The organism is Aquamicrobium soli, assembly GCF_042646345.1.
Taxonomy (GTDB): domain Bacteria; phylum Pseudomonadota; class Alphaproteobacteria; order Rhizobiales; family Rhizobiaceae; genus Mesorhizobium; species Mesorhizobium soli_A.
This window is the reverse complement of record NZ_JBHRTK010000002.1, coordinates 61,469-85,510: the sequence shown is the minus strand read 5'-3', so window position 1 is coordinate 85,510 and position 24,042 is coordinate 61,469. Positions and strand designations below refer to the sequence as shown.

Genomic DNA, 24,042 nt, shown 5'->3' with positions numbered 1-24,042 from the left:
ATCAGTGCGAGGAGACGGCGGTTTCCGCCGCCGCACGCGAACCGTTGCGGTGCCCCGACACGGCGCTGCCGGCATCGGGCGCTAGGCGCACGAACCAGATCGCCGCCAGCGCCGATATCCCCGCCACGATGAAAAAGGCGATGTGGAAATCCGTCAGCGTCAGCGTACCGCCGTGGAAATGCGTTGATGTCTCCAGGATGCCGCCGGCGACCGCCACGCCAAGGGCGATGGAAAGCTGCTGTGCGACGGCGGCGATCGGTGTTGCCTTGCTGGTGTCCTCGGGCGAAATCTCGGCATAGGTCAGCGCGTTGATGCCGGTGAAGAACATCGAGCGCAGGAAGCCGCCGGCGAGAAGCACCGCGAGGATCAGCACATAGGGCGTCGCCGGCGTGAACAGGCCGTTGATGCCGACGGAAGCGGCCGAGATCAGCGACCCCAGGACCAGCACGTTGCGGAAGCCGCCGACCCGGAACACCCATGTCGTGACGAGCTTCATGCCGAGCGCCCCGATAGCCGACACGAAGGTGATCATGCCGGATTGGAACGGGGTCAACCCGAAGCCGATCTGGAGCATCAGCGGCAGCAGGAACGGCACCGCGCCGATACCGATGCGGAACAGCCCGCCGCCCAGCACGCTGGCTCGGAACGTCTGGTTGTCGAAGAGGTTGAGCGCCAGCAGCGGGTTAACGGCGCGGCGCGCATGAAACATGTAGGCCGCGCCCGACAGCAGGCCGACCACCGTGGTCACGATGCCGACATACGGCGGCAGCGCCGCCAGCCCCATGACGGAAAGGCCGAACACCACGCCCGACGCGGCGATCCCGCTCAGGACGAAGCCGGGAACGTCCAGCCGCGGCGTGACGGCCGACGGCGTCATCGGCAGGAACCGGGTGGCGAGCCAGATGCCGATGATGCCGATCGGCACGTTGATCAGGAAGATCCAGTGCCAGGAAAGGTAAGTGGTGATGAAGCCGCCGACCGGCGGGCCGACCAGCGGACCGACCAGCGCCGGTATGCTGAGCCACGACATCGCCGCCACCAGGTCCTTCTTCGGCGTGGCTCGTACCAGCACCAGCCTGCCCACCGGCGTCATCATCGCGCCGCCCATGCCCTGCAGGAAGCGCGCGACGACAAAGGCGGTCAGCGAGTTCGACAGCGCGCAGGCGACCGACCCTGCCATGAAGACGGCAATCGCGGTGCGGAAAATGTTCTTGGCGCCGAAACGGTCCGCCATCCAGCCGCTCACCGGAATGAAGATCGCCAGCGACACCAGATAGGCGGTCAGCGCCAGCTTCAGCGCGATCGGGCTGGTGTCTATGTCGACCGCGATCGCCGGCAAGGAGGTCGCAATGACGGTCGAGTCCATGTTTTCCATGAACAGGGCGACCGCGAGGACGAGCGGGACAATGCGGTCATTTACGGACATTTAATACCCGGATTTCATTGAGCTTTTAGACACGATGGCGTCTAATGTGCACATAAGCGCACATTGTCTGCACATACCCGAACGACTGCACCAATTATGAAACGACATCCTTGTTTCATAAATTTCACTATCTTATGAATGACATGTTTAGTGGCACAACCACCGGGGTATTGCATGGCGCGGGTGACGAAAAAACTGACCGACACATGGCTGAAGAGAGCCAATATCGGGAACGGGATTCATGGCGATGGCGGTGGTCTGTATCTGAGGGTGCAAGGGGCAAATCGGTCATGGGTCTACATCTACTCGCTCGACGGCAAGCGCCGCGAGATGGGCCTTGGTGCATACCCTGCTATCGGTCTCGCCGACGCGAGGGGGAAGGCCGAGGAGGCCAGAAAGGTGAGGGCCACAGGGGGCGATCCGATAACTGCTCGCGACGCCGCGAAGCTAGCTGAACAGGCCGAACGCACCCGCCTCGCCCGCGAACAAGAACGAGAGGCGTCCAATACGTTCCATAAAGCTGGCCTGCAATATATCTCCGTCAAGGAGCGTGGCTGGTCTCACGACATTGTGACGAAGTACAAGGGCTATCTGACCAACCACCTAACCAGTCTTGGCACCATGAGTTGCGGCGAAATCACGACCGGCGACATAGCAAAGGCGATCGAACCGACATGGGACACGCCGACAGGGCCATACCTGCGGTCCTTCGTTGAGCGCGTCCTTGATTTCGCGATGGTCAAGGGCCTCTGCCCTGAGCGCCTGAACCCTGCCCGCATCCAAGCCGTTCAGCAGGTGCTCCATGACCGCTCGCACACCACAAAACATCACGAGGCCATGCCCTTCCGTGAAGTGCCGGCTTTTGTGCAAGGTCTGCAAAGCCAGGGCACAATAGCGGCCAAGGCGCTGACGTTCTGCATCCTCACGGCGACACGCCAACTGGAAACGCGCGCGGCCGCATGGCGCGAGTTCGATGCCGATCTGACGCTTTGGACAATCCCGTCGACACGCTACAAGACGCGGGTCGAAGGTGGACACCGCGTTCCTATTGGCGAGCAGGCCCGCGCACTGTTGCTGAGCCTGCAATCAAACCGCGAACCCGACACGCTGGTCTTTCCGGGACGCTTGAAGGGTCGACCGCTATCGCAGCATCGGTTTCAGAGCTTATTGCCCGGCGATCTCAAACCGCACGGCTTCCGGACATCGTTCGTTGGTTGGGCAACCAAGGTCGGTGGGTTTAGCGACGACAACGCTCAGCGGTGCCTCGGCCATTTGATCGGCACCGCCGTCACCAGATCGTACGACCGCGACGACCGCTTGGACGAACGCCGGGTGATGCACGACGACTGGGCATCCTATCTGTTTGCAACAAACAGATAGAGACGCGAATTTTCACGGGGTTTCGCGCGCCGGCGACCCCTTTCATAAGGTTTGGTCATAATTCAGGGCAGGCTCGGTCCCGTGCGGAACCCAGAGGGGCGTTTTGACCCCGCGATGACCAACGACACGCCCCAGGTCACCAACGACGTTGCACGGGGTTAGCAGGGCGGTGTGACGGGCGTTAGCACTGTCGAGGTACGATCTCGACGCTGCCTTCGCTGACAGCATGCAGGAACCAGAGCCACAGGGGCGTCTGGCCGAGCGCGACCTGCCTTCCCTGCCGTCCCGCTCGCTGCCGATGCAGCGTGCCCTCTCCTGCCCCTTTCCGAACCGGAGCCACAGTGATGGATGGGGCTTGCCCTTCGCAGCTAGCCGGCAGTTCGGAATAGGGTCGCATCGAAAGGGCAACTGTCAGGACTGTCATATGAGGCATTCTCGGATCGTCCTAGCGGAGCAGGATCGAGTCGGGGCAGACTGTCAGAAGTGTCATATGCGCGTCATGACTCATAAAAAATGATCGACGTTTTTTCTTTATTTGCGCGAAAACGAGCGCCCCTGTTTTCTTCATATGACACTCTGACACTCGACCTGCATCCTCTAAACTCTTTTGCAACACGATCACGAAGTCTGCGACTTCTGCGCCCTCCGAATAGCGGTCGCCTCCTCGATTGCTTCACGTGCTGCGGCGCGCCTGGCCGTGACCGCCTGCGCCTTGGCCGCAAATCTCCTGTGGCACTCTGCATTGACGAACCACGCGAGCGAGTCCTTGCGGCCGGTGTTCTCGACTTGGTCAACCCAGCCGTACTGTTCAAGTTGTCTCATCGCCGCAATCAGCGACTCATGCGTCGAGTCCTTGCGCTGCACCCCGCGCTGAATGTCGCGGAGGCTCACGCGCGCCTTGCCGCTAGCGAGCAGAAACTCGGCCGTCGCCTCGACATCATCCTGCATGTCGGACGTTCCCATGACGTTCTTGTGGAAGGCGAGCAGGTGTTGAAGCAGGAACACCTTCATGAACTCCCAGACGTTGCGGGCAGTCTGTTCTGGGATCAGATGGCTGAACTGGCGCGGTCCATCTCCGACATGGGGAACCGTTGCGTTCTCGATCAGATGGAACAACAGCGCGAGGCGACCGAACACGCCATCCCACTTACCGATTGCAGTAGCTAGCTTGCTGTTGATGGTTTCTACCGCTTGCAATTTGGCCGTCCAGGCGCGGACTTCATCGAAAATTCGCTGCGCACCGTCTGAGAAGTGAACCGTCGCGGTCTCTATCGTACCGCCGTTGATGTCCACTCCTGTCAAATTGTACAGCGTACGGACGAGTACGTGGTAGTCCGCGAGGGCTGTGCCGCACGAAGGGGCGTCGCGACCTATGCCACCACTGCGGAGGATAACCGGGAACAGCCGCTGCATCGTGCCATCGTCCTCGGTCTCCTTGTATACCTTCTTGAGCACTTCGGGCTGAATGCCTCCGAGCATATTTACCGACAGGTACTCTACGAACTTATTCCCGCGCCCGACGCGGTCGAGGAAATACGATCCGCCGTTGTATGATTGCAGCCAAAATCCGCGATCTGCCGACGCTCCGCGACCGCCGCCCGAATAGCGATCCATCGCCCCGAACCACGAGCCAAGTTCGTCGCGACGGCACAGAACGCACTCCATGTTCTCATTGAGCACGTTCTGGAGTGCCTCGATCGTGGTGTCCTCAATGATACGCCGTCTGAGAATCGGAGGAGATACCTTTGTTTTCTCTTCTTTTTCGAGCATCTCGTATGCCTTGACCGCTTCTTTGTACCTATAGCGGTTGTCCGCCTCGATTTTGTCTAGCGGCGCTGACGCCTCTTTTATGATCGGCGACTTCTTGATCGAAGGATTGCCGACGAGCGCCAACCAAATGCGCGTCGACTCACGCCAGTGGTCGTGACGCTTCATCTTGATCTTTATCCGATCAGTGATCGCGGCCGCGCATACAGTCAGCGCTGACATGGCTAGTCCAGACTCGTCGCAGCCGATGATGTCGGCGCGTTCCCGCGCAAAGCTCTCAATGACAGGTGGCAGGAGACCCATTGGAAGTTCAGGCGGATCAAACATGGCCCAAGGGTCATGCGGAGATGGGTAGTCGAACCCGATCGGATTCTTGTTCGCGTCACGGATCAGGTAATCGGTTGCCGCAGCGGGTAGTGCGCTTGGATCAGCTTTTGGAAGGTCGGCGATTGTGCGGCTCGCGTCGGCAAGCGCCTTTTCCACTTTCACCTTTGCATCATAGGCGAGCGTCGTCGCCATGATGGAGTTAAGGCGCTCGCGTTCCTCGGGCGACACGTAGAGGGTAAACGGAATCGACTCCGTGTTGTCGCGCCTCGCATCACGAACCCAATACTCGAGCATTGACGCGCAGTTCTGTTTGGCCAGCCATTTCCCGTCGCGCTCGTACCGTTCGCGATTGTACCCGTTCTTGAAGCAGGGAGACTTGCGAATGATGCGGTCTATCTGCTTGGGGTCACCCGTGATCTTGTCGAGGTCACCAACGATCTTCATAAAGGTATCGGAGCGGTCGGCGAAATCGTTCTGGCTTGATAGAAGCATAAACGTCGAATGACGGCGGACCATCAGCGTCTGTATGACATCGGCGTCAGAAAGGTCTAACGCGCGCCCTAGAGAGGTTGTGGCAACCTGTGACCCTACACTTGCCACAGGTGGGGGCAGGTTCCAGCTATCGACAAGCGACTGACCGTTGCGGACGTCGTGTGTCGAGCCTGGCAATGCGTTTCCCGTGATCGCTATAAACTGGCGCGCATAGATTTCGAGGTTGAGTTGCTCGATCACGCCACCGACGCGGTCGTGCGGAAGTGTTGCCCTGTAGAACAGGTGCCTGCCCCCACCCTGAAGTGATCGCTCAGCGTAGGTGGGGTTCATGCCTAACGCGTCGGATGCGTATTCGGCGCCGAGCGCGACAGCTTCCTTGTCGTCATCAGCGTGGTCGTCGAAGTCGAGGCAGATGATGCCCGTATCGTCGAGCACGAGCCCGATCCCGAAACGACCCTGCTCGTCGGAACGCATTGCGGCAACGACCTGGTCGAACATGCCCCAGTATTCGCGGGCGTGCGCGTTGATCGCGTCGCCAAAGGGCTGCTGCCACCACACAGGGGTTTTGGTAATTTTGTTCCCGCGCTTGACGGGCTTCCATAGAATCCATTGCGGGATTATTCGCAATGCGGCGGGGATTCCCGCGAGGTTGGTTATTTTACCGGGACTCGGTAGTATTATATCGGACATGGACATGAACAGAACCCTTGCATTCGCAGTTAATACATGCGATATACAAGGAGCGTATACTTGCATATCGCGATTGATCCCGAACTAACCCCGGCAGAAATGTCGGGGTTATTCTTTTGACCGTTTCGGTTTGGATCAAACGCGGTGCTGCAAGAGCGCCGATTCCGTTGCTGCGCCACTAAGCTGCAAGAGCCATGCGCGGAAACGTAGGGCTATATTACGCTGCCGCCTGCTGGCTTGCAACCGTCGGCGCAACCAGCCGATAGCCGGTGTACCGCATTAGTGCCTCAAGTATGTCTTCAGGCGGGCGCGGATTGCTGTGGCAGACAACATTTCGCAGGCGAAAGTAATCAACACCAATCTCTCGCGCCAATAGAGAAACATTACCATCGCATTTAGCGAGTGCGGCTTGCCTCATTTCCTTAATCATTGTTATATTTCCTTGCAGTGCGTCGAATAACCATTTGACAAATACGTTAGCCACCATAATTTTACAATACATCGACAGAATTTATTTGATAACAAATTCCAGTTTAACTTGCTACAAAGAAAGTATATCTTGAAAGCGGCGATGATCTCCTACTCGAAAAATTTGAGAGAGGCTTCGATAAGACTCGGGATGATGCTTGGTGCTAGCGGTCGGTGACAGGGTTTTTAGGGGCGAGCAGGAATTCAAGTGCGTCGGGCATCAGTCATACGTCAGAAAGGACGGCAAGGAGACTGTTCTCCTCGTGCTAGAAAGTGCCTGCTGCTATTGCGGCACGAGCTTCACGCAGATCGTGAGCATGCGCGTTCGTTCGCAGGACCGACTGCGCCATCGCTGCAAGAAACATCGAAAGTTCAGGACAGACAACGATCCAGAGGGGCGCGTGCTGCTGCTGGCGCACCAACTTGTCAACGAGAAGTTCCCCGATGGTCGAGACGATCTCGGAACGTTGGTCGAGGTCTACACGCATCTCTGGCAGAGATTTCATTCCGGCGAAAGCCTCGATGCATGGTGTGAGAAACAATACTCAGAATATAAAACAAATTGAATTTGGTATGATTAGAACAGAAATAAAAATTTCCTTTACGGAAATGTTTGTCATGTGACAATATTTTCACATGACCACAAATCACGCCGACGAACAAATACCAACGCGACTGCGTGACCTCGCAGATGACTTGCGCAACCGCGTTCAGTCAGAGCCCGACATCAAGGCTATCTACCAAGGCATCGGCCTTTCGTATCACGGACTCTACCAGTTCGCGACAGGTCGCCGGACTACACCGTCAATCGATACGCTGCAGAAGCTCTGCGACTACTACGGCATTGCAATCAATGTCAGAGAACAAAACGGGAACGGTATAATATGAAAATGGAAGTAACTCTGACCTCTGCTTTTCTTGCGGGGATAGCTGAAGCTTCATCAGATTGGCGCGAGCGTCATCAAAAGGGCCGGACTTCTTACCCTCCGCGATCTGCTTGGAGACATTGACTGGCTGGCCATCCCAGCCGATGTACTGCTTGCCCTTCCAGAAGAGGTCGACCGATCCCTTGGACAGTTCCGCGATCTCGTTGGCATTTTTGAACCCACGTGACAGCAGACGGACCGCCGCCGAAGGGGAGATAGCGTGTCGCAGCGTCGATGCCGCCTCGCGCGCCGCAGTCCTGCCCGAAACAAGACCGCTCTTAACGAGATGTTTCTCGAACTCGCTGAGCTTAGTGAACTTTAGCATCGTCGTCTCCAAAGTAAAATTTAGCAAGCGTAATCACGGCCTTAGCATCGCGTCTGGATTACACGAGACAATTGGCAACCAGCCACGCTTCAAACTGTTGGATTGTCTTGATTTCTGAGACAGCTAAATGTGACTGCATGAGTCTTTCCGGAAATATTCACAATGCGACACGCGCACCGCCTCGTTACAGTGACCATACGAACACAGTAACTATATTTCCGTCAAACGATAAAACGTTTCCGTTCTTAATATTCTAAATTATTATACCCACCGATGCACATCACTACTAAGAACACCCGAATGTTGCACCCTGATTTTACTATATAGTTTGGCACATCGATGGTATATTTAGGTCTCGGCTCCGCTCCGATAGTGCCTTCCTGCACCCGTTCAGTTCAGAACGATCTGCCCGCACTTGCTCTGCGACACCCATCTTTTTTTTCTGCACGCTCACAACCCCTTAATCCAACCCGCCATCCGATCCAGCGCAGCGCCCAGCTTTGATCGAACTTGGCGTACGTCTTCTTCGTATGGGGAAATGCCACCGCGCTGCACAGCGCAACGCCTCCGTAACTCAGCGATATATTCTTCGTTCGCCTGTCGCCGCTGTTCCCGTATAATCTCGCGCTGGACGACCCACTCGCGCTGCTTTTCACGGAACGCGGCCCAACTATTTTGATCTTCGAGTGAATCCTTCTCGACTATCCGAAGGTTAAGCATCGCTATTCCTTCCCTGCGTCGGCGCGAGCGCCATCGGCTTCGCAGTATTCGGCGAGGGTTTCATCTGCCCGAGCAGGCGTTCCATGATCTCGGTAGCACTCTCGCGCCGAGGCTGGGGCTTCTTGCGATGTTCTGCGAGATCAATCAGCACGGCACCGCGATCTATGTCAGCGGGAAGCCGCGTTCGGGCGCTTGGGGTACCCGACGCACGTTTGTGTGCGGCGTCCGCGTGTACGGGTGCGGATGGGGCGTCTGCGCCCCCTTCTTTGGGCGTGTTGGTGATAGCGTTCGCTTTCGGAGGTAGGGGCGCGTCACACAACACCGGCACAGGGGGAAACTGTTCGGGCAACTCCGTCAGATGTGCAAACATGCGAACCCATCGTTCGGATGGAATTCTCCGCGCGCTGTCGACGCCTTCGGTGAGGAACTTCCCTGCCGGAATGGAAATCATATCGATGCCGGCAACACCCGCGTTCTCACCAATGCGAACGATCTCTCTGTCCGTAACTTGCCACAGATGAACGTTGGTGGGGGCACTATCGGCAGGAACGTCTCCGTACTGCTTTTTGAAAGCGTCGAGTTCCTTACGAAGGTCGAGCTTGGACATCATGCGCTCTCTGTGCTTTCAGGTGTTGCAACTCGGCACGCATCTTCTCGACCTCGGTCAGGTCAACGCGCTTCTTGAGCATGTCAACCAGCGCCTCCCCGTCCTCAAGCGAGCATGCGCCGCGCGCCGTTGCTGCGATCACCTCGTCCACGGCTTCGAAGACGGTCAGACCTTTCAGATTGCCGATGTCCACGTATCGGCCCGGCTTGCCCGCACCCCACGCGATAATGTTCTCGCAGGCGCGCACCTGCGCCGACGCGGCCTTTGGATCGTCCATCAAGACGGCCAGTGTAGTGATTGCGTTCTCCAAATAGTCGCGAGCATGTCGAGAGACTGTCGCTCGTGAGTTGGCTTGGCGCGTCGCCTCGGACGGTTCGTCATCCTGTGGCAGGTTGATCAGTGGAGGGGGTGGTGGAGGTATCGACATGACGGTTGCCTTTCGTGCGCACGTCACGCGACGATGAGTCACCACGTGCGGAAACGTCAACGGCAACTATTCGGCAACGGGGAGCCGCGATCAGTCCTCGCTGTAGGGGTCCTCAAGGTGGGCGCTTTGCTTCAGCCGCTTTGCCTCACGGACGGAGTCTTCAAATTCCTCGACCGTAATGTGCTCGAAGCCCTTGGCGACAGGCAACCCCGCATCGATTGCAAGGCGTGATTTGGACGGTTCGTTACGCGCCAACCGCTCGACCTGTTCCTTATCGTAGTAGTTCCTACCCCTATCCACGATGGGGGTAAGCTGCCCTTTGGCGATACGGTCCCGAAGCGAGTTCCGGTGTGTAAGGCCGAGCACAGCTAGGGTTTGTTTTGTCGAGAGCCTTTGCATGCCGTTTATTTGCGGCGCTCTCGGTGTTTCCGTCAAGGCGTGCGCTGCTTGCACCAGCGCCAGGCGTGCGCGATTTAGGGTTCAGTTTATGAACCGTAGCGGGACAACCCGCACATCTGCGCACACTGCAAGGGTTCTATCTGTTTTCCATGAACAGGGCGACCGCGAGGACGAGCGGGACAATGCGGTTCACGATCGGGTTCCAGATAAAGCGGGCATGCCCTTATCCCGGAACTGGAGCCACTTTCGGGAGACATGCAGCAAGGAATCGGCCGCCGATCGGGGGCGTATCGGCAAAAAATGCGGTTATCACGGCCGCGCGGCAATGTCGCCTGCGGTCCCCGTCACATTTGCGCGAAGAAGAAGTGCGCCCTACCCCACCCATTTCTCGTAGTCGGAAACCAGCAGGTGCAGCGGTGCCACGTCTTCCTCGACATCGGCAAAGCGGCCGATGGGCTCGCGGAAGATGTTGTCGGTAAGGTCGTCGTTGACCGTCGACACCTCGCCGATCAGCACGTCCTTGCCCTCGCCCCAGAAGGCGTGCCAGACGCCGGGCAGGAGTGTCACGCTCTCGCCGGGGTCGAGCTTCAGCAGCCCGCCCGCCGGCAGCTTGCGGATGGTGCCGTCGACCGGAACCGAGACTTCCGCCGTCGGGTCGATGCCGCCTTCGGCATCCGGCATGAACAGTTCCAGCACCAGCTTCCCGCCGCCGCGGTTGATGATGTCCTCGGCCTTGATGACGTGGCGGTGCATCGGCGACAACTGGTCCTTGCGCGAGATCATGATCTTTTCCGCATAGAGCATGCCGGAGCCTTTCTTCATGTCCTCGAAACGGCCGTTGCGCACGGTGAACAGGAATAGCCCGAGTTCACCGAACTTGCCCTGCCCGTAGTCGGTGATGTCCCAGCCCAGCCGCGACCTGAAGATGCCGGCGGAGCTTTCCCGCCGGGCTTTCATTTCTTCCGGGCTCCAATAGGCGAATGGCGGCATGATGTAGCCGAACGAGCGGATGAAGGCGTCGGCCTCGCGGATGATGGCGTTGATAGCGGAGCGTTTCATGACGGTGGCCTCCTGAGCCTGCATCATCATCGGATAGACGAATGCCGCGGCGCTGTCGATAAATCCGTGCCCGGCAAGGCTCACCGGCTGCCGAGGCGTGACACGAGACGGGATCGGAGCCATAACCGGCGCTGTCTTTCACGAGGGACGGCCATGCCTACGATCCACGATCTCGATACGCCCGCGGTCCTCATCGACGTGGACCGGGCTGAGGCCAATATCTCGCGCGCCCAGGCGCATGCCGACCGCCATGGGCAGAAACTGCGCCCCCACATCAAGACCCACAAGCTTCCCTATTGGGCAGGCAAGCAAATGGAGGCAGGCGCGGCCGGCATCACCTGCCAGAAGATCGGCGAGGCGCAAGTCATGGCCGACGCCGGGCTGACAGATATTTTCCTGCCCTACAACATTCTTGGCCGCGCCAAGCTGGAACGCCTGCTTGCCCTGCACCGGCGCGTCACCCTGTCCGTCACCGTCGACAACGCCGTCGCGCTCGACGGGCTGGCCGCCACCTTCAGCGATCCCGGCCGGCGGCTCGATGTGCTGGTCGAGTGCGATACCGGCATGGGCCGCTGCGGCGTCCAGGACGCCGGCGAGGCGGTGGCGCTGGCGCGCGGCATCGAGGCGGCGCGGGGCCTCAGCTTCGGCGGGCTGATGACCTATCCGGCGAACGGGCAACCCGAAAAGGCCGAAACCTTCCTGAGGGAAGCGCGCGACGCGCTTGCGGCATCGGGCCTCGATTGCCGGCGCATTTCCAGCGGCGGCACCCCCGACATGTGGCGGACGGGCAGCGACACCGTCGTCACCGAATATCGCCCCGGCACCTATATCTACATGGACCGGTCGCAGGTCCGGGACGGCGCGGCCACGCTGGACGATTGCGCGCTCACCGTACTGGCCACGGTAGTCAGCCATCCGACCGCGACACGCGCCATCGTCGATGCCGGCTCGAAGGCGCTGTCCAGCGACACGCTGGGGCTGTCCGACTTCGGCGAGGTGCAGGGCATGCCCGGCGCCACGGTCAGCGGGCTTAGCGAAGAACACGGCAAGCTGCTGTTGTCAGGCAGCGCCCGAGTGTCGGTCGGCGAGCGCGTGCGCCTTATCCCCAACCATTGCTGCGTCGTCGTGAACCTGTTCGACAAGGTGCACCTGATCTCGGGCGAGAAAGTGCTGGAAACGCTGCCGGTCGCGGCGCGCGGCCGCTCCGACTGACGACAGTCGTTCGCTGTATCGGGCGGCGCCTGCTACCGCTCGGCGCTGCGCGCCGCGATGCGCCGCATGGCGGCGACGCGCCGGCGCCAGATTTCCGTGCGCATCGCCATCAGGTGAAGCGTGAAGAAAAGCACGGTAAAGCCGAGCGCCATGACCAGCAGCGGCCACAAAAGGCTGGGGTCGATGGTCGGGCCGTCCAGCCGGAACACCGATGCCGGCTGATGTAGCGTATTCCACCAGTCGACCGAAAACTTGATGATCGGGACATTGATGAAGCCCACCAGCGTGATGACCGCGGCGGCCCAGGCGGAGCGCCCCGGATCGTCCAGCGCCCGGGTCAGCGCGATGATGCCGAGATACATGAGAAACAGCACGAACACGGAGGTAAGCCGCGCATCCCATACCCACCAGGTGCCCCACATCGGCTTTCCCCAGATGGAGCCGGTGATCAGCGCCAGCGCGGTAAAGACCGCGCCGATCGGAGCGGCGGACTTGAGCGCGACATCGGCCAGCGGATGGCGCCACACCAGTGTGCCCAGCGCCGAAACCGCCATCAGCGAGTAGCACATCATCGACAGCCACGCGAACGGCACGTGGATATACATGATGCGGACGGTGATGCCTTGCTGGTAATCCGCCGGCGCGGCAAAGCTCATATAGAGGCCGACCGCCAGGATGACCGCGGCGACGGCCGCCAGCCATGGCACCAACCGGTCGGCCAAGCCGACGAAAAACGTCGGATTGGCGAAATCGGTCCAGGTCGCGGGGCGCTCGCTTGTGTCGCTCATGCCCCGTTACATAGCCCGGAGGAACGGCGGCGGCAATCGATCGCCGGTGTCGCAGGCTGAAGTCCGGGAGACCGAAAAATCAGGCCGCGGCATCCTTCACCGCAGAGATGCGGCTCAGGCGGCGAACTTCCTCGTCGTTGAGCAGGCCGCCGGCGCGCAGCAGGGCGGCAAAGCGCCCGTTGCGCAGCGACAGTTCGGCAAAACCGCCCATCTCGACGATGCGGCCGTTATCCATGAACACCACCAGATCGGCATCCCGCACCGTGGTGAGGCGATGGGCGATGATGAAGGTGGTGCGGTGGCGCCGCAGTTCGTCGATGGCATCCTTGACGCGGTCTTCCGTTTCCACGTCGAGCGCGCTGGTCGCCTCGTCGAGCACCAGGATCGGCGCGTCCTTGAGCACCGCACGGGCAATGGCGATGCGCTGGCGCTCGCCGCCGGAAAGCTGCCCGCCACGTTCGCCGACCATCGTGTCGTAGCCGTCGGCCTTGGACAGGATGAAGTCCTGCGCGGCGGCAGCGGCGGCGGCGGCATGGATCTCGTCATAGCTGGCATCGGCGCGGCCGACGCGGATATTGTCCTCGATCGACCGGTTGAGCAGCCCGGCATCCTGGAACACGGTCGCGATCGAATGGCGCAGCGACTTGCGCGTCACCATGCGGGTGTCGATGCCGTCGATCAGGATGCGGCCGGAATCCGGGGTGAACACCCGCTGCAACAGGTTGATGACCGTGGTCTTGCCCGCGCCGGTCGGGCCGACGATGGCGATGGTCTGGCCGGCCTGGACCTCGAACGAGACATCGTGCACGCCCTGGCCCGACTTGCCGAACTCGAACGACACGTTGTCGAAGCGCACATGGCCGGTGACGGCGCCGAGGTCCCGCATGCCCTCGGGCTCGACGCCCTCGGCAGCGGCATCCTCCAGCCGGTAGAATTCTTCCAGCTTGGCCCGGTTGTCGGAAATCTGGTTCACGAAAGCCGAGATCTGGTCGAGCCGGGCAATCAACACCGTGGCGAAGCCGGTAAAGGCAACGACGTCACCGATGCGCAACTGGCCGTGGGTCACCAGATAGGCGCCGATCAGCAGCACCACCATCATCGAAATGGTCGAGGACAGCCGCTGCAGCGCGCTGGCGATCGCCCACCAGTCGAGCACGGGGTACTGAGCATTGAGAAGGTTGCGCACATGCTGGCGCAGCATCTCGGCTTCCAGCCCGATGCGGTTATAGCTCTGCAACACCGAGACGTTGCTGACGGCGTCGGTGACGTGGCCGAACACCTGATGGTAGTGGCGCTCGACATTGGCCTGGCCGGCCTTGGTCTTGCGCATCACCAGCCGGCCGACGGCGACATAGATCGCGCCCAGCACCAGGAGCACGGTCGCCATGCGCAGGTCGAGATGCAGCGCGGTCGGGACCAGCAGGCACAGCGCCACGGCCGCCGAAAGATGCTGGCGCATGAATTCGAGCCACAGGCTGAACAGCGCCTCGGTGGCGCGCAGCAGCGTGTGCAGCGCCGTGGAGGTGCCGCGCTGCTGGTGCCACGACAGCGGCATGGTGATCACGCGCTCGAAGGACTGGCACAACAGGTCGCCGCGCCGGGCATGCGCAAAGCGGTCGGCGCCGCGCGCCACCCATACGAAGGCGATGATGTTGAATGCGCCGAGGCCTGCCCACAGCACCAGTGTCGGCACGACGTCCTGCTTGTCCGACATGGCGTCGATGACGCGGCCGAACAGGATGGGCTCGAGAATGGTTATGATGGCCAGCGTGACATTGGCGGCGCAAATGAAGGCAACGCGCTTTCTGTCGGACGCAAGATAACCCAGTGCTCTCCAGTAGATTTGCAGAAGCGACACTTGCCTACTCCACCGAACTTATTGCACAGCGTTCTGTTGCAGCAGAGACCTATCGATTGACACCCCGCTTAACAATGGCCCGAACCCCCTTCTGTTCCGATTTCGCGAACAAAACATGACAACGGAAGGAAATTTGGCGTGATCGTCTAACGGATTGAGAAGAAAGCTAAAATGTCATCCCTGCGGCAAAATAAAGGCAGCGGTCGCCCGCTGCCTCAATTTTATGCAGTCGCCGTCAGGCCGGCATTCAGGCAGGTATTGTTACCGTAACCTCGATTGAAGCATTGGCCTTGAGGTCGAAGGAAAGACCCTTCTGCCGCACGCCCGCCTTCTCGATCGTCACCGCCCTGGCGGCCTTGTCGCGCACGACCTTTATCGTGCACTCGCCCTCCGGCATTTTGAGGATGGCCGAGTAGCCGTTCCAATGGCTTGGCAGGCGTGGTGAAACCTCGATGCGCTTGCCTTTCTTGCTGATGCCGAGGATGCCTTCCACCGCCGCGCGGTAGAGCCAGCCGGCCGAGCCGGTATACCAGGTCCAGCCGCCGCGCCCGCCCTTGTCCTCGCCGGCGTAGACGTCGGCGGCGACCACGTAAGGCTCGACGCGATAGCGCTCGGAAGCCTCTGCGTCCAAGGCGTGGTTGACCGGGTTCAGCATCGCAAAGCACCGGTACGCCTCGTCGAAAAGCCCCATTTCGGCCAGCGCGATGACAAACCAGGTCGCGGCATGGGTGTACTGGCCACCATTTTCGCGGACGCCGGGCGGATAGCTCTTGATGTAGCCCGGATCCTTCTGGGTTTTCGAGAAGGGCGGCGTAAACAGCTTCAGGATCTTGAGGTCGTCGTCGACGAGGAACTTTACCGCAGCCTCCATCGCGGTACGGGAACGCGCGGGATCGCCGTCGCCCGACAGCACGCTCCACGATTGGGCGATGGAGTCGATGCGGCATTCGTCGGAATTATGGGAACCGAGCGGCGTGCCGTCGTCGAAACTGCCGCGCCGGTACCACTGGCCGTCCCACGCCGAACTTTCGAGCGCGCGTTTCAGGGCGCGGGCGTGTTTTTCCCAAGCCTGCGCATGCTTGGTGTCGCCCTCGGCCTTGGCGATGGGCGCGAAGTCGCCCAGCGCCGCCAGCAGGAACCAGCCCAGCCAGACGCTTTCGCCCCGACCCTCCTCGCCGACACGGTTCATTCCGTCGTTCCAGTCGCCGCCGAGGATCAGCGGCAGGCCGCCCTCGCTGCTGCGCTGGATGGCGAGGTCGAGCGCACGGGCGCAATGCTCGTAGAGCGACGCGGTCTTCTGCGAAGCGATAGGCACGAAGAAGGAATCGTGTTCCCCCTCGGCCAGCGCCTGCCCCTCGATGAACGGCAGTTGCTGCTTCAGGATCGCCTTGTCGCCCGTCACAGCGATGTAGCGGGCGACGGCATGGGCGAGCCAGACGACGTCGTCCGAGATGATGGTGCGCACGCCGGCGCCGGTGCGCGGCAGCCACCAGTGCTGCACGTCGCCTTCGGCGAATTGCCGGCCGGCCGCGTTCAGAATCTGCTCGCGGCCGAGGTCCGGGTCATGCGCGAGCAGCGCCATCGTGTCCTGCAACTGGTCGCGGAAGCCGAACGCGCCGCTGGCCTGGTAGAAGGCCGAACGCGCCCGGACGCGGCAGGAAAGCGCCTGATAGGGCAGCCAGTGATTGACCATGGCGTCGAGCGCCTTGTCCGGCGTCTCGACCTGGATCGTATCGAGGAAGCCGCGCCACTGGCGCTCGTTGTCGGCAAGGCGCTGGTCGTAGTCGACCTTGGCGTGGCGCGCAATCAGCTCGCTCGCTTCCTCGGCGGAAGCCGCGTCGCCCATCAGCCACAGCATCGTCACGTCGCCGCCGGCCGGGATTTCGACATCGTGCGCCATCGCCGCGCAAGGGTCGTCGCCGGCCTCGATGCGGCCGGACAGGCTGGCCCCCTCGAGCACCGCGCGTGGCGCTTCGCTGCTGCCATGCCGGCCCAAAAACTCCTGCCGGTCCGCGCTGACCGATTGCGGCGGGCGGTCGCTGCCGAGGAAGGCAACGCGGTCGCCGAAATCGAGCCCGTACGGGTTTTGCGCCAGAAGCGCGCCCGTCGCCTCGTCGCGCGACGGGATGACGGTCGGCGCGGTCCGGGAGCGATGGCCGCCCAGCACCCACTCGGCATAGGCATAGACGCGCAGGCGCACCGCGGCGGTTCCGCTGTTGCGGACGCGCAGGCGCGAAACCTTCACCGGATCGACGGGATCGACGACATGGGTCAGGTCCATCTCCAGCGGTCCTCTCGCCGCCCGGAACGTCGAGAAGCCCTGCCCGTGCCAGGCCTCGTACGTTATCCCCGTATCGCGCACGACGGCTGCGATCGGCGAGAACGCCTCGCCGCTTACGAGATCGTGGATATAGATGCCTTCGCCGGGCCGGTTGGTCACCGGGTCGTTCGACCACGGCGTCAACTGGTAATCGCGGCTGTTGCGGCTCCAGGTAAAGGCGGCGCCCTCCGCCGAGGTATGGAAGCCGAACGAGGCGTTGGCGATCACGTTGATCCAGGGCTGCGGGGTCGTGTCCCGGCCGCTCAGCCGCACGACGTAATGGCGGCCATCGCCGTCGAAGCCGCCGAAGCCGTTCCAGTAGGCCAGTCCGGTGCCGTCGGCCGGTGCTGCCGGCACCGGGCTGGGCTCGACCGGAGCCGGCACCGAGGCGGGAACATCCTCGGAGGCAGCCGCCCCCTGCGGCACGAGCGCATCCCGCGCCTGCAGGCCAGCCGTCTCGGCGCGCTCGATCTGGTCGAAGATGGTGCCGTTGCGGGTATGCAGGACCACGCGCGCGACGGCGAGCAGGGTCTTGTAGGTGGTCTCGTCCATCAGGTCGCGGCGCACCGCGAAAATATGCTGGCGCGGACCGAGCTCCGTGCCGCGCGCACGGCTGTTTTCGCACAGCCTCTCGATCGACTGCTGCAGGTCCTGGACGTAGGACGAAGCCTGTTCGTTGACGATCACGAGATCGGCCATCATGCCGCGGGCGCGCATGTATTCCTGGAAGCGCAGCGCCTGGGCGACGATCTCGATATCGGCAATGTCGGCGATCCTGACCGCGAAGATCGGGTAGTCGCCCGAGATGCTGGTCGGCCACAGGCTGGACTGCTTGCCGAGCCCGGAAACGATCGTCTCCGCCGGAGCGCGCAGGAAGCCGTCCGGATAGATGAGGTAGCGCGCCAGCTTCTGGACATTGGCGGCGTCGGCGAGGCTGAGGCCGAGATGACGGGTCTGCACCTGCGAGCGGGTCCAGGCCAGCATGGCCTGTCGCGAAAAGCTCTCGGGATGGTCGAGCCGCGAAACCGTCTCCTCCATCTCCTTTCGGTCCGAGCCGACGATGGTCCAGAACGTCAGCGAAATCTTCTTCCTCGCCGGGACGCGCACGTGCCGCCGCAGCGAGGCGATCGGATCGAGCGTGAAACCCGCCTGCCCCGAAAGCGTCGCGCCCGGATCGAACGCAGCCGCGTTGGCGATGGTGCGCCCGCGCCCGATAAAGGCGCGCCGGTCCGTTTCCGCCTCGGTATCGCGGGCAAGGCCGGACGGATTGGTGACGAAATGGGCGGCTGCGACGCCCTGCTCATTGGGGTCGCGCTTGCGCCGGGTGGCGAAGATGACCCCGGTATTGGGAACGATCTCGGTCTCCACGAACATCTTCGAGAAGGCCGGATGGGCGTTGTCGGTAGCCTCTGGCGCGAGCGCCAGTTCGGCGAAGGACGTCACTTCGATGTGGCGGTCGGTCGGTCCGTCGTTGAAAAGCGTGACGCGGCGCCCCTCGCCGTTGCCTTCGGAAATGACGATGCACTCGACTTCCGAACGCAGCGTGCCGACCGTCTTCACGAAGCTCGCCTTGTCGTCCGAAAACTGGGTGTGCGCGGTTTCGCCTGGCACGCGCTTGGGCTCTACGGTGGTCGACCACCAGTCGCCGGTATCGGTGTCGCGCAGGAAGATGTAGGTGCCGAGCCGGTCCTCGGTCGGATCGGGCTGCCAGCGCGTGACCGCGACCTCGCCCCAGCGGCTGTAGCCGGAGCCGGTGGCGGTGAGCATGACGCAGTAGCGCCCGTTCGACATCAGGCTGGTCGAGCGCAGCGCCCACAGCGGGTCGAGGATGATGCGGGTGTCCGGGCTCTGCACCTCGGTTTCGCCCTTGGCCGTACGCTCGTCGGCCTCGGTGCGCACCGTCGCGGCGAGAATTTCGCGCGGCGCCTTCTCCTGCAAAAGAAGCTCGGCCGATTCGATCACCGGATCGCTGTGGAAACGGTCGCGCAGGCGGCCCTCGAAGATCGCGTCGGCGACGGCGGCGATCGACATGCCCGAGTGGTGCGCCATGTAGTTGCGCACCACCGCATGGTCGGCGCCTTCGGGCAGCCGTTGCGGCGTGAAATCCACCGCGTCGTGGTAGCCGTGCCGGCCGAGCGCGCCGATCTTCTTCAGGCGCTCCAGGTTGTCGACGGCCTCGCGCGGCATGAACTGCGCGGCCAGAACCGTCGCATAGGGCGCGATCACCGTATTCTGGCCGAGGCCGCGCTTTAGCCCGAGGCCCGGGACGCCGAAATTGGTGTACTGGTAGTTCAGCTCCCGGTCGCGCGCATTGTAGGCGGCCTCGGAAATACCCCACGGCACGTTCTTCGAATTGCCGTACTGGATCTGGCGCTTGATGATCAGCTTGCTGGTCTGGTTGAGGATGCTGCCCTGCGGCTCCTTCATCACCAGCGGCGGCATCAGATATTCGAACATCGAGCCGGACCAGGACATCAGCGCGCCCTGGAAGCCGATCTCCACCACCGGCCGCCCGAGGCGGAACCAGTGGTCGGTGGGCAGGTCGCCCTTGGCCACCGCGAACAGGCTGGTCAGCCGCGCCTCGGAGGCGAGCAGGTCGTAGCAGCTCTCGTCGAGCTGGTGTTCTTCCACCCGGTAGCCGATCGACAACAGCTTGCGTTCGGTGCGCAGAAGGAAGGAAAAGTCCATCTCGAAGGCGAAGCGGCGCGCGCGTTCCCGCAACTCGATAAGCTTGGTCCGCAGCGCGGCGATCGTCGCGTCGTCGCTGTGGGAATCCAGCACATGCGCCTCGCAGGTGGCCTCGAGCCGTGCCGCCCAGTCGGCGATGACGTCGCTGCGCACCGATGCCGCCTCGGTGTGGATGGCGACCGCAAGCTTGCGTATCTCGCCGGCCAGCACCGCGAGGTTGATGGTGCGGATCGAAGCCATCTCCGGCTGCTGCTTGATGGTGTAGACGGCCCGGCGCATGCCGTCGAGCCGGTCGGAAAGGCGTTGCCTCAGCGGCCGCAACTGCCGGCGGTCGTCCGGCAGTTCGTCCAGGCTCTCGTCCAGGATGGCGACGACGTCGAGGATGCCGTCGAAATCGGCTTGCAGGTGCACGGACGGCGCTTCCGCCCATTCGGCGCAGGTCGCTGCCACCGCGACGAGATGGCCGGCGAGGTTGCCGCTGTCGACGCTCGAAATATAGAGTGGATAAAGCGGCTTCAGCGAAACGGTGTCGTACCAGTTGAAGAGATGGCCGCGGCTGCGCGGCATGCTCTCGATGGTGGTCATGGTCGCTTCGATGCGCGCGACCGCGTCGGCGAGGCTGATCCAGCCGAAGTCGCGCGCGCTCACCACCGACAGCAGGTAGACGCCGATATTGGTCGGCGACGTGCGGTGGGCGATGACCGGCGCCGGCGTCTCCTGGAAATTGTCCGGCGGCAGATGGTTGTCTTCGGGGGTGACGAAGGTCTCGAAATAATGCCAGGTCCGGCGCGCGGCGATGCGCAGCGCCTGGATGTCGCGGGCCGAAATGCGCAGCCGGTCTTCGGTCTCGGCCGAGCGGCTGATGACCCAGGCGAAGGCCGGCGAGCCGATCCAGAACAGGGCGAAGAAGAAGGCGACGAACGCGCCGGTGGAATCGGCCAGGACAGGAATGGCAAGGCCGATGAGCCCGACGATGACCGCGCCGTGCATCAGCGCGTAGTAGGAGGCGAAATCGTTGCCGCCGCTCTTTTGCGCCTGCGAGGCGGTGCGCCATTCAAGCAGGTTCTTGCGGCTTATGAAAAGCCGGTAAAGCGTGCGGATGATCGCATCGCCCATCATCCAGGCGGTATGGGCCATCAGCACGATCTTGAGCGCGACCATGGCGGTGCCGAACGCCACATCGTGCACCAGCGCCGAAAAATGCCCGCGCGCCGTAGCGTCGCGGCTCTTGGGCAGGATCGAATTGACGATGTCGAAGGTGGGCGCCATGAACAGGCTGAGGATCAGCAGCGCCTGCCATTGGGCAGCCTGCGTGAAGGGCAGCAGCGTCCAGCCGGCAATTGCCGCCATGACCCAGAAGATCGGCGTCAGCGACCGGCGCAGATTGTCGATCATCTTCCAGCGCGACAGCGCCGGCACGCCCGAGCGGGGTCCGAAGATGAAGCCCAGCAACTGCCAGTCGCCGCGCGCCCAGCGATGCTGGCGCGAGGCGTCGACCGAATAGCGGGTCGGATAGTCCTCGACCAGTTCGACATCGGTCACCAGCGCCGAACGGGCAAGCGCCCCTTCGAGCAGGTCGTGGCTGAGGATGGTGTTTTCGGCGATGCGTTCGCGCAAGGCCGCCTCGAAGGCGTCGATGTGATAGAGCCCCTTGCCGGTGAAGGAACCGGCCTCGAAAAGGTCCTGGTAGAGGTCGGAGACGGCGAACACGTATGGATCGAGCCCGCGGTTGGCCGAAAAGACGCGCTGGAAGAACGACGCCTCGTCGCCCGAGGTAAGCGACGGCGTGATCCGCGGCTGCAGGATTGCGTAACCGGCCGTAATGGTGCGGCCGGCGGGATCGAAATGCGGGCGGTTGAGGGGATGGCAAAGCTTGCCGATCAGGCGGGTGACGGCGTCGCGCGTGGTGCGGGTGTCGGCATCGAGCGTCATCACGAAGACGACGTTCTCCGGCAGCGGCGCCTCGACCGGCATGAAGGTGGTGTCGCTGTCGCCGCGCAGAAGCAGGTTGAGTTCGTGCAGTTTGCCGCGCTTGCGCTCCCAGCCCATCCAGCACCCTTGCGAGGGGTTGTAGAGCCGGTGCCGGTGCAGCAGGTGGAAACGCGGCACGCCCCCTTCACTCGGGTAGCGCTCGTTCAGCCGGGCGATCTGCGCCTTGGCGAAGTCGAGGATCTCGATATCCGCCTGCTCGACCTCGTCGGCGCTGTCGGGCCAGTCGGACAGCAGGGCGAAATAGAGTTCGTCCGAGGTATTGGCGAGATGGTGGACCTCGATGTTGCGGATGTTCTCCTCGACATCGTCGCGCGAACCGATCAGCGACGGCACCACCACCAGCGTACGCGCGGATTCCGGCAGGCCGTCCTTGAACTCGTAGCCGACCAGTCTCGTGGGCTTGAGGAACAGGAGAACCACAGTTGTAAAGAAGCCGAGCGCGCCTTCGCTGGCCGGAATGGCGAAAAGCACCAGCATCAGCACGATGACCGGAAGCGGCAGGCCCAGCGTCTGCAGGGCGCCGCCGGTGAGGCCGAGCAGAAGCGCCGTCAGCGCGAATACCGGCAGCACGATGCCGATCCAGCCCGTTTTCTGGTAGGCGCGCCGCAGCCTCAGGAGCGGGCCGGAACGATAGGCGATCTCCCGTTCCAGTTCCTTGCGCCGCGGCCCGACCAGGAAGAACCCGACATCGGCCTGCGCGGCAGCCGCCAGTTCGGTCGCCTTCTCGGCCACGCGGTATTCCGAAAGGTTGGAACGGCGCGCCAGGTCCTCGATCGACTGGCGGTATTGATCTCGCGAGGTGAAATCGAGCGCGTTGAAATCCGTGCGTTCGCGCAAAAGCGCGTCGACGCGGCTTACCTCCTCGAACCAGTATGTCCAGTCGACGTCGTTGATGAGACGCAGGCCGCGAATGATGTTGCCCGTCGTGACGTTGCCGCTCGACAGCGTCTGGTGCTCGCGGATGATGATTTCCTCGGCGTCGGAACCGGACTGCTCCAGTTCCGCCTCCAGCCATTCGAGTGCCTTGCCGGCATTCTGCGAACCGTCGCGCAGCCGATAGAGAAGCTGGGTCGCAAAGGTGGTGTCGCGGGCATGTGCCCGGTGAGCGGAAAGGATCGCTCCGTCGTCGTCCGTCTTGGAGGCGAGCACCTGGTCGGCGACGTCGTTGGCCACCAGACGCATGTCGCGCGAGCGGTTTACCCGTACCGCCAGCCGGCGCAGGTTCTCCACCAGCACGAAGCGCAGCAGCGGCGGCAAGGCCCAGATCTCGCCGATCTTCATCGGCTCGATCGACTGGAAGCCTTCGACGAGGGCCTTGAACATCGACGCGGAGACAGAGCTGTCCGAATGCGCCACATAGGCCCACGCAAGGGCCAGCGCGCGCGGAATGCTGGTTCCGTCGGCCAGTTGCAGCGTCGGCAGCTGCCGGTAGAAGCGGCGCGGCAGGTCGCGCTTGATCTGGAAGATGGTTTCTTCGACCAGATAATTGTTGTCGAGCAGCCATTGCGCGGCCGGCGTCACCACCTCGCCCCTGCCCTGCGCTGCGTTGGTGGCGCGGTAGACTTCCAGTATCTTCTTGGCGTTGTCGCGCAGGCGCGCATGAAAATCGAACGGCGTCAGGTCCGCAAGGTCGCTGACGTCGCCGCCCGCAAGGCTTTCTCCCAACGCCCGCAGCCGCTCTTCGTCCATGAACGGCAGGCGGATCGGCTCATCCGCGTCGACCGGCATGCCACCGCCCCGTCCGGGCGCACCCGCCTCGGCGCCGCCTGGCTTTGCGGCATTTGTCTTTTCCGTTCGTGACAGGCGGGATTGTATGTTCATTCAAAATTCCATGAGCGCGACGCGTGGCGGCATCGTCATCGCGGCTGCAATTTCTAGACCTGATTCAACCTGCTGTGGTTGCATCGCAATAAAGACCGGGCGAACCCGACGACAATATCAGGCATGGCTTTGGCTACAACAGCCCGGCTTCGTTTTTTGTTCCGGCCCGGACCGATGGAAGGGCGAGGATTCGGGCAATTTCGTGAACGGCCGCCGCTGTCGGCCCGATATCTTGATCAGCGGCCATCGCCGCGCTTCCGGGCAGGCGTCGGCGGCGGTTGCCCAAAACCGAGCGGCCAAAAAAAGCGCGCCGTCGCGAAACGGCGCGCTTTCCTGAAACCCCGCGAAGA

Annotated in this window: 16 protein-coding genes; 5 read left to right on the top strand and 11 right to left on the bottom strand. The window is 62.2% G+C overall.

Annotation, left to right across the window (positions count from 1 at the left end; genetic code table 11):
• Nucleotide 1: 1 nt before the first annotated feature.
• Nucleotides 2-1,426, bottom strand: coding sequence for an MFS transporter (locus ACFOHJ_RS02605; protein WP_378218227.1), 1,425 nt, complete (start codon nt 1,424-1,426; stop codon nt 2-4).
• A 174-nt stretch (nt 1,427-1,600) separates the two neighbouring features.
• On the opposite strand from ACFOHJ_RS02605, the gene ACFOHJ_RS02600 reads away from it, so the two are divergent.
• Nucleotides 1,601-2,806, top strand: coding sequence for a tyrosine-type recombinase/integrase (locus ACFOHJ_RS02600; RefSeq protein ID WP_378218226.1), 1,206 nt, complete (start codon nt 1,601-1,603; stop codon nt 2,804-2,806).
• Between the two features lie 618 nt (nt 2,807-3,424).
• On the opposite strand, the gene ACFOHJ_RS02595 is transcribed toward ACFOHJ_RS02600, so the two are convergent.
• Complete coding sequence (locus tag ACFOHJ_RS02595; protein WP_378218224.1) at nt 3,425-6,088, bottom strand: DUF3987 domain-containing protein; 2,664 nt, start codon at nt 6,086-6,088, stop codon at nt 3,425-3,427.
• 211 nt (nt 6,089-6,299) lie between these two features.
• The gene (locus ACFOHJ_RS02590) at nt 6,300-6,512 is read right to left on the bottom strand and encodes a hypothetical protein (protein ID WP_378218222.1); all 213 of its coding nucleotides are present in this window, start codon (nt 6,510-6,512) and stop codon (nt 6,300-6,302) included.
• Nucleotides 6,513-6,708: 196 nt separating this feature from the next.
• On the opposite strand from ACFOHJ_RS02590, the gene ACFOHJ_RS02585 reads away from it, so the two are divergent.
• Together ACFOHJ_RS02585 and ACFOHJ_RS02580 are read left to right on the top strand one after the other, a co-directional pair.
• Nucleotides 6,709-7,116 (top strand): hypothetical protein, encoded by a 408-nt coding sequence (locus tag ACFOHJ_RS02585; RefSeq protein ID WP_378218220.1) that lies wholly within the window; start codon nt 6,709-6,711, stop codon nt 7,114-7,116.
• A 70-nt stretch (nt 7,117-7,186) separates the two neighbouring features.
• Entirely contained in the window at nt 7,187-7,438 is a 252-nt protein-coding gene (locus ACFOHJ_RS02580; RefSeq protein ID WP_378218218.1) for a helix-turn-helix domain-containing protein, read from the top strand.
• On the opposite strand, the gene ACFOHJ_RS02575 is transcribed toward ACFOHJ_RS02580, so the two are convergent.
• The 5 genes from ACFOHJ_RS02575 to ACFOHJ_RS02555 all read right to left on the bottom strand — a co-directional run bounded on the left by ACFOHJ_RS02575 (nt 7,355) and on the right by ACFOHJ_RS02555 (nt 11,013).
• Nucleotides 7,355-7,801, bottom strand: coding sequence for a hypothetical protein (locus tag ACFOHJ_RS02575; RefSeq protein ID WP_378218406.1), 447 nt, complete (start codon nt 7,799-7,801; stop codon nt 7,355-7,357). The genes ACFOHJ_RS02580 and ACFOHJ_RS02575 overlap by 84 nt on opposite strands.
• Nucleotides 7,802-8,513: 712 nt before the next feature.
• Nucleotides 8,514-9,131, bottom strand: a complete 618-nt coding sequence (locus tag ACFOHJ_RS02570; protein ID WP_378218216.1) for a hypothetical protein — start codon at nt 9,129-9,131, stop codon at nt 8,514-8,516.
• Nucleotides 9,106-9,405: a hypothetical protein gene (locus ACFOHJ_RS02565; RefSeq protein ID WP_378218214.1), complete on the bottom strand. Its 300-nt coding sequence runs from the start codon at nt 9,403-9,405 to the stop codon at nt 9,106-9,108. The genes ACFOHJ_RS02570 and ACFOHJ_RS02565 overlap by 26 nt, the downstream gene beginning before the upstream one ends.
• 240 nt (nt 9,406-9,645) lie before the next feature.
• Nucleotides 9,646-9,990, bottom strand: a complete 345-nt coding sequence (locus tag ACFOHJ_RS02560) for a hypothetical protein (RefSeq protein ID WP_378218213.1) — start codon at nt 9,988-9,990, stop codon at nt 9,646-9,648.
• 336 nt (nt 9,991-10,326) lie between these two features.
• The gene (locus ACFOHJ_RS02555) at nt 10,327-11,013 is read right to left on the bottom strand and encodes a D-lyxose/D-mannose family sugar isomerase (protein WP_378218212.1); all 687 of its coding nucleotides are present in this window, start codon (nt 11,011-11,013) and stop codon (nt 10,327-10,329) included.
• Between the two features lie 153 nt (nt 11,014-11,166).
• Here ACFOHJ_RS02555 and ACFOHJ_RS02550 point away from each other — a divergent pair, with 153 nt between their 5' ends.
• Nucleotides 11,167-12,225, top strand: a complete 1,059-nt coding sequence (locus ACFOHJ_RS02550; RefSeq protein ID WP_378218211.1) for a D-TA family PLP-dependent enzyme — start codon at nt 11,167-11,169, stop codon at nt 12,223-12,225.
• Nucleotides 12,226-12,257: 32 nt separating this feature from the next.
• Here ACFOHJ_RS02550 and ACFOHJ_RS02545 read toward each other — a convergent pair whose 3' ends face one another.
• From ACFOHJ_RS02545 to ACFOHJ_RS02535, 3 genes are all read right to left on the bottom strand, one after another.
• A complete protein-coding gene (locus ACFOHJ_RS02545; protein ID WP_378218209.1) occupies nt 12,258-13,013 on the bottom strand; it encodes a heme ABC transporter permease in 756 nt (251 codons plus the stop codon).
• A gap of 79 nt (nt 13,014-13,092) precedes the next feature.
• Nucleotides 13,093-14,871 carry a glucan ABC transporter ATP-binding protein/ permease gene (locus ACFOHJ_RS02540; protein ID WP_378218207.1) on the bottom strand — a complete coding sequence of 593 codons (1,779 nt, stop codon included), beginning with the start codon at nt 14,869-14,871 and terminating at the stop codon, nt 13,093-13,095.
• A 247-nt stretch (nt 14,872-15,118) separates the two neighbouring features.
• Nucleotides 15,119-23,692, bottom strand: a complete 8,574-nt coding sequence (locus tag ACFOHJ_RS02535) for a GH36-type glycosyl hydrolase domain-containing protein (protein ID WP_378218205.1) — start codon at nt 23,690-23,692, stop codon at nt 15,119-15,121.
• Here ACFOHJ_RS02535 and ACFOHJ_RS02530 point away from each other — a divergent pair.
• Complete coding sequence (locus ACFOHJ_RS02530) at nt 23,685-24,029, top strand: hypothetical protein (protein WP_378218203.1); 345 nt, start codon at nt 23,685-23,687, stop codon at nt 24,027-24,029. The genes ACFOHJ_RS02535 and ACFOHJ_RS02530 overlap by 8 nt on opposite strands.
• Nucleotides 24,030-24,042: the final 13 nt, after the last annotated feature.